The organism is Maribellus sp. YY47 (assembly GCF_023111095.1).
Classification (GTDB): Bacteria; Bacteroidota; Bacteroidia; order Bacteroidales; family Prolixibacteraceae; genus Draconibacterium.
In genome coordinates this window covers 46,251-60,243 of the sequence record NZ_JALGYW010000003.1, presented here as the reverse complement: position 1 = coordinate 60,243, position 13,993 = coordinate 46,251, and the positions used below count along the sequence as shown (strand labels likewise).

Annotated in this window: 10 protein-coding genes; 8 read left to right on the top strand and 2 right to left on the bottom strand. The window is 40.2% G+C overall.

Going from position 1 to position 13,993, the window contains the following annotated elements; genetic code table 11:
* The first annotated feature begins 61 nt into the window (after window positions 1-61).
* The 8 genes from MR764_RS03080 to MR764_RS03045 all read left to right on the top strand — a co-directional run bounded on the left by MR764_RS03080 (window position 62) and on the right by MR764_RS03045 (window position 7,804).
* Window positions 62-280 carry a winged helix-turn-helix domain-containing protein gene (locus MR764_RS03080; protein WP_247977925.1) on the top strand — a complete coding sequence of 73 codons (219 nt, stop codon included), beginning with the start codon at window positions 62-64 and terminating at the stop codon, window positions 278-280.
* A 496-nt stretch (window positions 281-776) separates the two neighbouring features.
* Complete coding sequence (locus MR764_RS03075) at window positions 777-1,412, top strand: DUF6134 family protein (RefSeq protein WP_247977924.1); 636 nt, start codon at window positions 777-779, stop codon at window positions 1,410-1,412.
* Window positions 1,413-1,525: 113 nt separating this feature from the next.
* Window positions 1,526-2,200 (top strand): phosphatidate cytidylyltransferase, encoded by a 675-nt coding sequence (locus MR764_RS03070; RefSeq protein ID WP_247977923.1) that lies wholly within the window; start codon window positions 1,526-1,528, stop codon window positions 2,198-2,200.
* Between the two features lie 52 nt (window positions 2,201-2,252).
* A complete protein-coding gene (locus tag MR764_RS03065) occupies window positions 2,253-3,359 on the top strand; it encodes an SDR family oxidoreductase (protein ID WP_247977922.1) in 1,107 nt (368 codons plus the stop codon).
* Between the two features lie 62 nt (window positions 3,360-3,421).
* Window positions 3,422-4,024, top strand: a complete 603-nt coding sequence (locus MR764_RS03060) for a CDP-alcohol phosphatidyltransferase family protein (RefSeq protein ID WP_247977921.1) — start codon at window positions 3,422-3,424, stop codon at window positions 4,022-4,024.
* A gap of 5 nt (window positions 4,025-4,029) precedes the next feature.
* Entirely contained in the window at window positions 4,030-6,471 is a 2,442-nt protein-coding gene (locus MR764_RS03055) for a DUF5686 and carboxypeptidase-like regulatory domain-containing protein (RefSeq protein WP_247977920.1), read from the top strand.
* Between the two features lie 16 nt (window positions 6,472-6,487).
* The gene (locus MR764_RS03050) at window positions 6,488-7,324 is read left to right on the top strand and encodes an RteC domain-containing protein (protein ID WP_247977919.1); all 837 of its coding nucleotides are present in this window, start codon (window positions 6,488-6,490) and stop codon (window positions 7,322-7,324) included.
* 165 nt (window positions 7,325-7,489) lie between these two features.
* Window positions 7,490-7,804, top strand: coding sequence for a helix-turn-helix domain-containing protein (locus MR764_RS03045; RefSeq protein ID WP_247977918.1), 315 nt, complete (start codon window positions 7,490-7,492; stop codon window positions 7,802-7,804).
* Window positions 7,805-7,910: 106 nt separating this feature from the next.
* On the opposite strand, the gene MR764_RS03040 is transcribed toward MR764_RS03045, so the two are convergent.
* Together MR764_RS03040 and MR764_RS03035 are read right to left on the bottom strand one after the other, a co-directional pair.
* Complete coding sequence (locus MR764_RS03040) at window positions 7,911-13,556, bottom strand: helicase-related protein (RefSeq protein ID WP_247977917.1); 5,646 nt, start codon at window positions 13,554-13,556, stop codon at window positions 7,911-7,913.
* A complete protein-coding gene (locus MR764_RS03035) occupies window positions 13,543-13,989 on the bottom strand; it encodes a DUF1896 family protein (RefSeq protein ID WP_247977916.1) in 447 nt (148 codons plus the stop codon). Before MR764_RS03035 ends, MR764_RS03040 begins: the two co-directional genes overlap by 14 nt.
* Between the last annotated feature and the right edge of the window lie 4 nt (window positions 13,990-13,993).

Below are 13,993 nucleotides of genomic sequence, written 5' to 3'. Positions count from 1 at the left end.
CTAAAGTTCTGCAGTTTATTGTTTATGGGTTCAGAGTTTTGATAATAAAAATCTGAAGGTAATGATTAAAACGCAAATTGAAAATAACGCGAGAAAGATCCGGAGCTTTCTGGATGAAAGTCAGATTAGTTCTGTTTTTGAGATAGAAAAACAATTATCAATGCAAAGGCAGGATATTTTAATGGCACTTGGATGGTTAGCCCGTGAGGATAAAATCTATTTTATTGGACATGAGAATAATTATAAGATAATGATAGTAGATGATAGATATGATGAATAGTTTAAAATCAATTGAGAAATATCTGTTATGGAATGTGATTTACTCAGGGGTATTATGCTGAACCAATGAGGGACTTTTTAAATTCTACTAACTATCAGGTTCTTTTTGATTTGGGAGAATAGCTTCTGCTGCCTCATTACCCCAACAGAAACAGCTTCAACCTATCATAAATAACCAGAGATGGACAAGGCTTATACAAAACAAATCAACATAATCATGATGGAAATAAAAATAAATGATTTGAAAATATGCAGTTTCTGGATGAAAACCGATTAAGTTCAGTTGCAGAGGCTGAAGAAAGTTTATCGATGAAGGAGCAGGATGTGTTAATTGCCTTAGGATGGCTTGTGAGGGAAGACAAAATAACTTCTGCAGAGATAAAGAAAATAGTAAACTCATGACTATCTATTAATCATTTGGGAACAAACAAAGTACTTTGATATCTTTTGTTTATATATAATTACACGTGAGATGAATAAGACTATTACTGTATCGTATGAACATAAAACAGGAAATAATTGGAAATAGATTCGTTATAAGTTTATTGCATATCATTTGCTTTTTTTCTTCTGTTTATGCTGAATCCCGAGAAATAAGATCCAAATACGATATTGAGATGTTTGGTGGCAAGGTTGGAGAGTTTTCTATTACTCAGAAAAACGAAAATGGAATTCTTGAAATAGAATCTGTTTCAGATATAAAAGTAAAACTTCTTTTCTCATATAGAATTCAATATGTTCAGAATGCTATATATAACCGGGGCATCCTGGAAAGTTCTCAAATTAAAACTTTTAAGAATGGAAAACTCAACTCAGATACCAGACTGAAACTTCAAAGTGGCTCATATCTGATTATTAGTGATGGAGATACAACTACTGTTAATGATTCAATAACCTACAGTGGAAGCCTGATTTATTTTAATGAACCCAAAGAAATCAACAGAATATTTAAAGAGAGAAACGCAGAAATAGAATATATAAGCCAAATAAATGAGCACGAATACATTATTAAAGATAAAAAAGGCAGGAAAACCAATAAGTATTTCTACAAAGACGGCATATTACATTTTGCAGAAATGAGACACTTCATGGGAACTGTTGAATTAAAACTAATATCAAAACAGTGTAGGTGATTGAATTTATGGATCCGTAAAATTTCTGTTTTATCGTACTAACTACTGAGCTGATCATTCGCTGCTGGTTACCCTTTACTTTCAATTCATGACAAATTAAAAAGACATTACAAATGAAAAATTTACTTGTATTATCATTGATCTATTTAGTCGGGATTAGTTTCTTGTTGATATTTAACGAATTAACGTATCGTCGACTTAGCCCAGCAGGAGAAGTGACGCGAAAATTTGCTCACTTCTCTTCTGTTTTGGCAACGGTACCGTTTCCTTATATTTTTCCTTCGCATTGGTATGTTCTGTTACTAGCGATTTTATTTGCAATTGTGTTATTTATTACCCAACACAGTAAGCTACTTGAATCGATACATGATATTGAACGAAAATCGGCAGGAAGTTATTTATTGCCAATTGCAATATACGCCACTTTCCTTTTTGCCGATTTGCAAGAAAATAAATTTATCTATATACTCCCCATGCTCATATTAGCTGTCTGCGACCCCATGGCTGCCATTCTGGGCATTAATATTAAAACCTATAATGGAAGAATCAAAATATTCGGGAGAAAGTTTAAAAAAACCTGGCTCGGAAGTGGTTCATTCCTTCTCTCAAGTTTTGTGATCAGCATAATAGCCCTCTATTTTCACAGGGGAGTATTCGATTTAAAAACATTTTGGCTGGCTATGCTTCTTTCTCTAATAACTATGGTTGCTGAATTGGTAAGTTGGCGCGGTTCTGATAATTTGAGCATACCATTAAGCGCTGCAATGATACTGGTATTATTTCTATAAAGAAATAGATAACTATTTAAACAAAAAGTAATGATTGAAAAAACACAAAAATATGAAAACAGTAATTATTAATGGAGCCAATGGATATGTAGCATCAAATTTTGTCCGCAATCTCCTAAAACAACACTATCACGTAATTGCATTAGTACGTGCGAATAAGCAAGATGCAGAAGAAAGGATGAATAATGCTTTAGCAATTATGAATGATGGAGAAAATATTAATACGAACAATCTTGAGGTATATAATTATTCGTTATGCGATGACGATTATTCTATGGATAAAAATATACTGAAAAGCATTTTCAGTAGTAATATAGATTATTTTCATTTCGCAGCCAGCTTAAAATATGATGAAAAATCAATGGATGAAATTTTTTCTACCAATATAGAAGGAGTTGAAAATTCAATAAAAGTTTTTTCAAAATATGCAACAACGAGTTCCCGATTTTTTTACATTGGAACGGCTTATTCATGTGGCAGGCTAGAGGGAGTATTCAAAGAACAGTTTTACCAAAATGAAGACATATCGGCTTTTAGAAACTATTACGAACAATCGAAACGATTTGCCGAGAATATTATAAAAGGAAATATTGAAAAAAACGGATTAAATGCGCATATTATCAGATTATCTCAGGTAGTTGGAAACCATGAAACAGGCATAACAAGAACAGATTATGGTATTTTCGATTTCGCTAAAAGGATTTCTAGCCTGGCAACCCGTTTCCCGAATGAAATAGTAAGAGTGCGTGTTGATGCTGATTCCACTCAAAATTTAATCCCTGTTGACACAGTAACACAACATTTAACACGGGTCGTTGAAAAAAATAGTGTTCCTAGAATAATGAATTTCGTATCGAACAGATCAATTCAAAACAGCCATATTATTGAAACGCTTAATCAAATTTTACCATTGCATCTAATTCCTATGAAAGGACTGGAGTGGAAAGACATGAATCAAATTGAAAGATTGGTTTCTGTTGGGATGTCATTCACCGAAAGCTATACTTCAACTAACATTCACTTTGAAACTGTTCGACGGGATGAACTATTGAAGAATCCTGAAACTGGCCCCGATGAAAAATCTATTTCTGAAATGCTAAGATATTATATTGAAAACAATTTAGCGAAAAAGAAAAGTAAGAAATATGAAGCGGCCTGAACTATAACTAATAATTCTGATTTTTTTAAAAGCGTGAATAAATAATAAAAGCATTCAGAAAGATGAAACAGATTACAGTAAGAGGAGAAAAAATAATAAACGTGCCCAATTTTATTAGCCTTTACAGGCTTTTGGCATTTCCCCTGATATTTTATTTTGCACTTACCGGACAGGAAAAATACTACGTTATTTTCTTGTGCATTAGCCTGGTGAGTGATGTGCTGGATGGAAATATAGCGCGTTTCTTTAAACTTCAAACCAATTTTGGCGCAGCGCTTGACAATCTGGCAGATATATGTACATATGCCATGGCATTGCTGGGATTATTTCTGTTCAAATGGACAGAAATTGAACCGCATGCATGGATCTTGTATTTGTTCCTGACGGTTTTTGTATTAAGTTACATTATTTCATTTTACCGTTTTGGTAAAATACCGGGATTGCATTTATACTCGGCTGTTTCGGCCGGATACATTCAAAGTATATTCTTTTTTGTACTCTTCGTTTTTGGCTTTTATACCTGGATGTACTACCTCGCAGTAGGTTGGGGAGTATTTGCCTACATCGAAAAGATTTTTGTATTGCTTCGGCTTAACGACATTCGGATTGGAGTAAAAGGACTGTACTGGTTAATTCAGAGTGAAAAAAGGCAGTCTTTAAACTAACCAAAATGTTGAGAAGGATATTTACAACTGCCGTGCTTTTACTTGTGGTAAGTTGGTTGGGTACTGCGCAGGAGATTACCGGAATTGTGCAGGATGTGGATACGAAAGAAGCCATTCCTTTTGCCAATATCTGGATTAAAGGTACTATGCAGGGAACTCAGTCGAATGCAGAAGGTCATTTCATTTTGAAAAAAACACAGGGAGACACCCTGGCGATATCTTCGGTTGGGTATCAACAAAAGGAAATAGCGCTGAATGGTAAAAACGAGCAATTCACAGTTGAACTAAAAATGGTCGTTCAGAAAATCGATGAGGTTACCGTTAAGTCGGATATCCCTTTTGCCAAAGTGGTTTTTAACCTTATACAGAAACACAAAAAGGAAAACAGAGAAAAGCTGGAAAATATACCGGCCTATAAAAAGCTGGAAAATACGACTGTGTACGTAGCCGTGGATACCACTGCGAAAGTGAGCCGTTTTTTCAACAATATATCGGATGTGACGGTAAGTCTTGAAGGGCAGGATATGCGCTTTTCGCCCATCTACCTCAAAGAATCAGCCGAGGATGTGAAAGGTGATTCCTCTGAGGTGGTTTTTGAAAAGAAAGATGGTATTTTTCCGCGTTCAGAGTCGTTTATTGAAAGCTTTATTCTTAAAAATGTGGCTGTCACGATGGATTTTTACGACGAACACATTGTCATTATGGACCGGGGATATGTGTCACCTTTAAGCCGAACGGCATTACTGTTTTACGATATCTATTTCAACGATACCATTTATCAGGACGAGCAGAAATACTATCATATGACCTACGCCCCGAAGAACCCGCGAAATCCGCTATTCTCGGGCAGCTTTACCGTTGATGCGAAAAATTACGCACTCTCGGAAATAGATGCCTTCATTTCGGGTAAAGCTAATCTGAACTTTATTAATGGATTTCGGGGAAGTGCCAGCTACCAGGTTGATCAGGACGGAAATTACTTTCTCGGTTCGCAGCAAGTGGATATTAATATGTCGCTGATATCGAATAATGATTCGACAACCTATAGTTCTCGACGACTGGAAAACGTAAACAGCGGCAACTGGCTTATCAATAAAACGACAAGTTATTCCACATCGCAGCGTTTAAACGCGGTGAAAACGCGGGATTGGAAGTCGCAGCCCGAATTTGCAATCAATTCGTTGGACGACGAAACCTATCAACGGGTGGATCGATTGAAACAGGCACCAATTATTAAAAATGTCGATAAAATTGGTGGCGTAGCTTTAACCGGTTTTTATAATATGGGCAAGATTGATCTTGGTCCGATCTTCGACATTTACTCAACCAACAAGATTGAGGGGAACCGCTTCTCTATTCCATTTCGTACCAGCGAGCATATGTTTAATCGTTACTCCATTGGTGGATTTATTGGTTATGGGACAAAGAACCAGGAATTTAAATTTGGTGCCAACTTCGATATGCAACCCGGTAAAACCGATAAACTTGTGTTGCGGTTTCGCTATTACAACGATTATAACCTAATATCGCAGGATCGCTTTCTTCGGTTTATCAAGCATAATCCCAATAATAAAGGGAACAGTAATATTATAGCGGTTCTTACCACCAAGGAGAAAAATCCGTATCTGAAGGAAGAGAAGTACCTGGAAGCACGTATTGAGTATAACAGTCCGAATGATTTTCACCTGGAGGCTTCGCCCTATATCAATTGGAATTATAACACACCCTATGTGTCGTTTACCAAAAATGGATTGCCTTACGAAAAGTACACCAATTATGGTGTTTTGGTGGATGCCCGCTTTGCTTTTGGCCAGCACTACGATAAGTATTTCTTTGATCGGATTTACTACGTAGATCCAATTCCGGTGATTGATATCGGAGCTGACTTTGGACGTTTATCGGTACCTGGAATGGAAGGGAGCCAAGGATTTTATGCCCGCTTTCACTCCTCAATTCAGGGGCGGCTTTTGTTGGGACAGATGTTCGTTAATTACATGCTCAACGGGGGCTATTTGTTTGGTGATGCCCCCTTTGATCAGCTGGATTTACCGGTAGGGTCAATGTCGCTTGGCTATGCTAAATTTCGTTTTAACCTGTTGCATCACGCTTCGTTTGCACACAATGTTTACACCAACCTGCATACGCATCTGAACGGAGGAGGGGTGCTGTTCAATAAAATCCCGTTGATACGAAAATTGAAATTACGAGAGGTGGTGTCATTGAAAGCCCATTACGGAGATCTGACAAAGTCTTACCATGGAGTGTTCGACCTCCCCGACTTCTTTCATAATGAAAAGAATACACCATATGCTGAAGTTGGCTTTGGGGCAACCAACCTTTTCAAAGTTTTGCGGGTAGAATACGTGCGCCAGTTAGGTGGTACTTACCGCAATGCCGATTTTGCCTATAAAAATGGCATTTTTTTCCGCGCAGAAATGAGTTTCTAAATTTGAAAGTATTATTATGATGATAAAATATACAACCAAACTACGGAAAGAAACAGATGAATTAGTCGATAAAATTGAATCATCAGAAAGTAATATTCTGAAAAAATCGATAGAGGCCTCTCACGTACTTGCAGACGCATTCAATCAGTTGAAATCATTTATTGCTTCTTACGAATTTAAAAATGAAGAAGAAGAGATAATATTCTTCAAAGAAATTAAACCTAAATTCTGTTACCGGCTGATTTATTATAGGAAGCTTTACAATATTGAGATGAATCGTCCCGCAGGATCGGATAAACAAAAGGAATATTTGAACGGAGAACTAGACGAGATAAATAAATATAACAATAAACGCTTGGATTTTATCAGATATTATCGTTCTGGTGCCAGCCATTTAGATTCTTTATATTTCTTGCGAAGAAAGATGGATACGGAACAATATCTAGAAACGTTCTACTATGAACTAGACCCGAATTTTTCCACGAATTACGATTTTAAAGTAGCAAAGATATTATCAAATGATGTGCTCCTGACTTATTTGATGCAAAAAATAGAAGAATTAAACCATGATGGAGTGTCTCTTCCAACAGGATTTCCTCCCACTAAACTAACCTGGAACGGTACAAAAACGGAACTAATGGAGCAGCTTTATTCATGGGACAGTAACAATACTTTTGGGAATGTCCCCCTTACTCAGCTGTCCGATTATATTCAAAATGTATTCAATATTCAGCTGGATAAAAATCTATCGCGGACATTCGATTCCATGAAGATTCGAAATAATCCGACACCATTTCTGGATCTCTTGAAAGACTCGCTGTTAAAGCGTATGGGAAGAAAAAATAACGAATAAATAGGGAGTATCTCTCTAATTAATTTGTGGATTTCTAATTGAAATATTCATTTCAATCTACTGATTACTAATGAATAATAAATTTCTTACAAGAAAGTGATACCGACTTCCTTATCAGCGGGAAGGATAGTCCCTAATTTTACAGTAATTCAATGAGTTACTGTAATGTTTATAGATAAGGAATATTTTGAGAGCTGGATGCAGCGTGTTTTGTCAAGACTGGATGAAGTTGTTGACAAGCTGGACGATTCCGGGGAGGAAGTTCCTTTATTTGATGGAGAAAAATTACTTGATAATTACGATGTATGTCAGATGCTCAATGTTAGCAAACGAACATTGCAACGCTACCGTTCCTTAGGAGAACTTCCATATCAAATGATATACCATAAGACTTTCTACAAAGAATCCGATGTCATGAAATTCATTGAAACTCATTTCAGTCGTTTTCATACACGGCGTAAACGAAAAGATAAAAAATGAGTTGTGTGTTTTTGCTTTACCCGCTTCGTTGTTAAACGGTGCGGGATGAGAGTTAAAAGAAAAGTGCCGGTATCAATTATAAAGTACCGGCTCTTTTTGTTGTAAACTATATTTTCAAACTTCTAGAAACAATGGGATTATCCTGTTTTGCCGAATAACCAATACCAGCAATAATAACTTTTCCGTTTGAAGCTTCAGCGATTTTCTGTAAATGTTCCGGTATCTTAGTTGGTGCTTTCAGATTTTGCTCAATGGTTCGGAGTATTTTTTTATTTGTAGTTTCATTCCCCTGAACAGAGACCTGCTCTTCCATTTCACATGTCGATTTCAACGACTGCTGGATTTTCTGTTCCAGCTTTGCCAGTTCCGATTTTAACTCAACCAATTCTGGTTCCCTTCTCCAGGTACTTTCCTCCACTTCTTTGAGTATAGGAATATCTTTAGACAGTTTTTCGTTATCTCTTTTGTACCGCTCTAACAGCCGTGGCATATTTTCCACTAAAGCATGCAGAAAGTTCTGGGAAGCCAACTTTGGGTCAACGGCCATCTGCCCGTTGTTGTAATGATAATATATTTCTCCCTCCCCACGAACAGAGAAGCGGTTTTGTATGAAATCAAGTCCGTCTTTATTGGTGTTTTCACTTTTCACATAAAGTGTGAAGCCATACAAGCTTCCAATTGGCTCATGTGCGCCATGTGTTTTAGCTGTGTTGGCAATTTCATTCAGCTTTTTGCCTATTACCTTGAAATCGATGCCGGTAACGCCATTCAATTTTACCGGATTATGGTAGGAACCGTTTTCGTTGGTTTGAACTTGGGATTTAAAGTTTTCTATATCTCTGGAAATTCGCTCAATAAGTCCTTTATTTCTTTCAACTGTTTGTGTAATGTTTTCCAGCTTGTACCGGCTCGATGACTTTCCCCTGACAAATGCCTGGCGTTCACTTTCCAGTGCGGCTATCTTCTTTTCCAGCCTTGCTTTTTCCAGCAGTTCCGTATTACCCGATAAAATGGCCACATATTCAGAAAAGTTCATTCCGTTTTTTTCGTCCATTGCCCCTTCGTCAATGGTACGGCACCCCAGATTGTTATTTTTTAACTGGCGGATAAAAAGCTGTTTATTATGCAGCAGGCCAAACTTATAGGCATCCAGCGATTTTTCCACGGCATAAAGAATAACATCCACCTGGTTCCCGGCAACCGTTTTGGCTATCTCATTGCCCCTCCGTACCGCCCGTCCATCGCGCTGTTCCAAATCTGACGGACGCCACGGGCAGTCCAGATGATGAACAGCCACAGCACGTTTTTGGGCGTTTACACCTGTTCCCAGCATTTCTGTGGAGCCAAACATCACCCTGATCCTCCCGTTGTTCATATCGGCTATCATCATCTTCCGGGCTTTTTCTGTTTTTGCTTCCTGTATAAAACGGATTTCATGTGCCGGAATGTTGTGGTTTTCCACCAGTTTACGTTTAATTTCGCTGTAGGCGTTCCATTCTCCCGGTTTATAGGTTCCCAGGTCACTAAACACAAACTGTGTCCCTTTATGTCCGTTGTATTTCCTGTAATAGCCGTTAATCATACGGGCGCAGTGGCTTGCTTTATTGTCGATATGGTCGTCAAAACGGGAATCGACCATGCGCATATCCAGCGACATTTTTCGCGCATAATCAGTTGCAATCAGCATTTTTGCCTTTTCTTCCCGTTCATTCAGGGGGGCACGGTACAACAATGTTGCATCACCGGTTTTTGCAAACTGAACCATGCGGTTGATAAAATCAACCTGGTCTGGTGTTGGCGGGATATTGTACAGGATTTCATTCTTTTTCGGGCGGTCGATACCAATATCGGCAGCCGTCCGGTAATCGGTAATCTCTGCATAGAACTGCGCCAGTTCAGGTACTTTAATGAAATAACGGAAACGTTCTTTTTGAACGATTTCATTGGTTACCGAAAATTCGTAATCGATACTTTTCTTGGCAAAAATGGCTGCCCATGCATCGAATGTTTTAATGTTCTGCCGCTCCAGTTCCTTCGGACGGAGGTATTTAAACAACAGATACAGTTCAGTTAAAGAATTGGAGATGGTGGTACCGGAAAGAAAGGTTGCTCCTAAGTCCCTGTCGTTACGCTCCTGGATGGTACGAAGTGCAAAGAGCATATTCAATGCCCGTTGGCTTCCCTCAGGATTGCCCAGTCCGGCCACCCTGTCGTGCCGTGTATTGAAGGTCAGGTTCTTGAACTTATGCGATTCATCCACATACAAATGATCTATCCCCATCAGACGAAAATCAACCGCATCGTCCTTCCGGTTTTCAATGTTGAAAGTAATCTGTTTGAGCTTAGCTTCCAGGTTTAATTTGCGCTTCACACAGCCTTTCAGCATGGCACGCGAAACTTCTTTACCCTGACGTTTGAGTACTTCAAGGTTTTCTTCCACACTGTCGAGTTCTGCCTGTAAGATATCGCGCTGTACCTCCGGTGACTGGGGAATCATACCAAACTGTTCATGTGTCAGGATTACAGCGTCCCAGTTGTTGTTCTTAATCTCGTTGAAAATCCGCTGCCGGTTCTTGGGCGTAAAGTCCTCCTTGCCCGGATACAGGACACGGGCATTGGGATAGGCCGTACAGAATGTTTTGGCAATTTCATGGATATTGGCTTTCAAACCTGTAATCATCGGTTTGTTGACCAGCCCAAGGCGTTTCTTTTCATACGCCCCGCAACACATGATGAGTGTTTTTCCGCCACCGACTTCGTGGTCGCAAATACCTCCTCCGTTGAGTTTGTCCATCCATATAGCATCTTTCTGGCTACGGTAAAGGCTGTCAATGCCCAACCCTTTCAGGTCAAGTCCCGGAAAACTCTGGTGTGAGCCGTCATAGGCCGGGCGGACAAAACAATTGAAAGTGCGGTTATACAAACCAGCCAGCCGGTCTTTGAACTCCGGCGACTGTTCCCGGAGCCAGTGGGAGAAACCGTTTCGCATTTCATCGATACGGGTGTTGGCAAGTTGAATGGCTTCCCCGTCACGAACTTTTGCTTCTTCACCATCCACTAAGATTGTTTTGGTAATGTTTGGCGAAGTATTCTGCAAGGCGTGCTTCATCAGGGCGAGCCCGTTGTAGGTACGGTTTTGTGATTTTACGGCATACTGGTCTGTAATCTTAACATTCGAATTGTAGGATTGAACACTAAACTCATCACGGCTGGAGGCGTAATGGATGTTGACTTCTGTATCAAAAAGGTGCGAAGCATATTTGTTATAAATACCTGTCGGAATCCAGCGTTCACCAAAATTAAAATCAAGGTCGTCGAAGGCAATGGGTTTGGGAATGGCTTCCCGTAGGGCACGTAACGATTCTTCAGCCTCATGGTGTCCGGGATTATGTTCCAAAAAACGTTCTGCTTCTTCTGCTTTGGAAATAACATTGCCCGAGATAAATTTATCCGCCACCTCGTACACTTCGGTCATTGGATTGAAATAGACCGTTCCTTTCAGTTCTTCCTTCAAGCTATCCACCGTGTTTCCGGTAAGCGATGCCATATAACCCAGGTCTATTCCGGCATATTTGTTTAGTGAGGCTGCTAGCGCCTCGTGAGGGGTATCAACCGAAGTGAGCTCATTTGGATTGAACGCCACCGGACGGTTGAAAATATCGGCTTTTACCGCTTTCCCGTCAATGTAGCGTTCCAGTGATAAAATTTCCGTCCCCCGTGCATCCATTTTAATCAGGTCAAGGTTTTTCTTGTCGTTAAGCAGCCCGAACCGGCGTGAAAAATCATCATACAGGTGGTTCAGCATTTCACGCAGGGCAGGATTGGCTTCCAGCCGTTCGGCTTCGTTGCGGTACAGATGGTGATATGTGTCCCGTATTTCTATGTATAGAGATACTTTTTGCTTTTGAACGGTACTTATGTCCAACGGATAGAACATCGGCTGCAAGCCTTCGATATTTCTTAAATGCCCAATACGGTTGGTCTCATCAGATACCAGTGAATCTTCCCGGTAATGAGGTAACAATTCGCCTTTGAACGGTACTGGTTTCATCGCTTCCTCACGTTCGAGATGCTCCTGCTTCTGTTTTAAGTCCCCAGGCTGTTCTTCTTTTCCTGTAACGTTTACAGGATGTACTTTCCTGTTTTTAAAGGATTCTTTTTCCTGCTGCCTTCTCTTTTGCATTCCTTCATAATGCAACCGCTCCCGCCATTCCATAAAAGGAGCTTCCTGTTGTTCCTGTCTTGGGGGCTGCTGGTTCCTTCTCCGGTTAGAATGTTTCTGCCCTTTTCTCTCTTCTTCTGAAAGGCCAAATAAATCGTACAAATTGATTAACGGCTTCTGTGTAACAGCCTGCCGTGATTTCGTCTCCGTTGCAGGCTTTTTCTGAATGGCCCTATCGTCCATATCGAAAAGCGTACCCTGTCCCGAATATATCGGTTGTTGTTTTTTGGGGTCGGGTTTATTTTCTATTGTAGGTTTAACTGCTCCGGTTTGATTATCGTTGGGGAACCAATTATCCTCAATAGCTTGCCAAAAGGGATCGAGGTCATTGGAATCTGATTCAAGCGCCGGTTTGATTTCTACGGTGACAGCTGTCTGGTGTTCCGGTGTGTCCTGTGCATGGGATTGATAACGCTGCAAATCCAAATGTCGGCAGAAATCTTCTTTCAGCATTTTCCGCAGGTCTTTGGCAATTCCTTCAATCCCTCCTTTGTGGGTAAACACCATTGCCGGTTTGCCGTAAGGATCGGTATCGGCTTTGGCATCGGTATGAACCACCCTGTCAAAGGTTTTAAAGCTGTTGTTAACCGTTATACCATTGGACAAGGTGCGTGATTCGATAAATGCTTGTTTCTCGGGATTGGAAACAGACTGGTCTTTTTGTTCCCGTTTTTGAAGGACTATCAGGTCACTGCCAACCTCAGTTCCCGCATATTCGCTAAACAGGTTGTTTGGGAGCCGGATAACGGAAACGGGCTCGCAACGGGACATCAGAAATTCCCGCACAGGACGGTTTGCCGGGGTATTCAGTACTCCCTGTGAGGTTATGAAAGCTACCAGGCCTCCCGGATGTACCATATCCACTGATTTCAGAAAAAAGTAATTGTGGATGGAACGTGAGGCTAGCTTTCTTGCCGGGTCGCTGTCGGAGAAGAAAGCCGGGTCGAACACTGCTACATCACCGAAAGGGATATTGCTTGTCGCGATGTCATAGTAACCTGCATATTTCTTTTCAATGTTTTCAAAACCCTGCACCCTTACTTTGTCTTCAGGATGAAGGTGTTTGAGTATCATTCCGGTAATCGGGTCTTTCTCAAAACAGGTTACTTCCATGTCGGGAGAAAGCTGTTTAAAAGCCTGGGCAAATACACCTGTTCCGGCACTCGGGTCAAGCAGACGGGATGATTTGATTCCGTTGTCAATAAGCGCCCCTACCAGCGCATTTACTACTTCGGGTGGTGTGTAAAATGCTGTAAGTATAGAATCTTTCAGACCGTCGAAACAGCGTTTGTATTCTTTTTCATCACGGGTATTTTCACGTAAAACATCATGCAATTCATTTATCAAGGGATTGACTGAGCCGTTAGCCGGAAGGGGTTCGAGTATTTCCTTAATGGCACCGAAACCGGAATAGCGGGCGAGTATTTCTTTTTCTCCGGCTGCTGCAAGCCTGTTCTCCCGTTCAAGGATAAATGCCGTTTTTATCGCATCGATATTTGCCCGCAGGTGTAACTTTTTATTGTAAGCCATCTTCGAGCAGTATTTCGACGGTCCCCGTCAGTTCAGTATATAATTCATCGTATTGCGAAGTGCTTTCAAAATCATCGGTAAGGGTATATTTATCCAGAACTTCACTGCATAGAGGTAAGATTTGAAGGGCAATCTCTTTTGCCCTTTCCTCTGGTATTTCTGCTGAAAACTCGTTCCAAAGAATGTGAACAAGGGTGTTATAAGCAGAAAAATGCAGGCCCTGGAAAAGTGCAATTGAAGCCAGTTCTTCGGCCTCTATATGTGTCTGCCCGTTTTTAACAGCATTGCAGTACGTTTTTGCTCCGGCATCAGCACGTTCCTCTATAAAAGTGGTATCTCCGGTACGGTGGGGGTAATTTTCTTTGAGGTAAGAAAGGAGGGAAAACCCGTAATAGGACAATTCCTGTCCGGTTTTATTTTTTTTGTTTCTCATGATA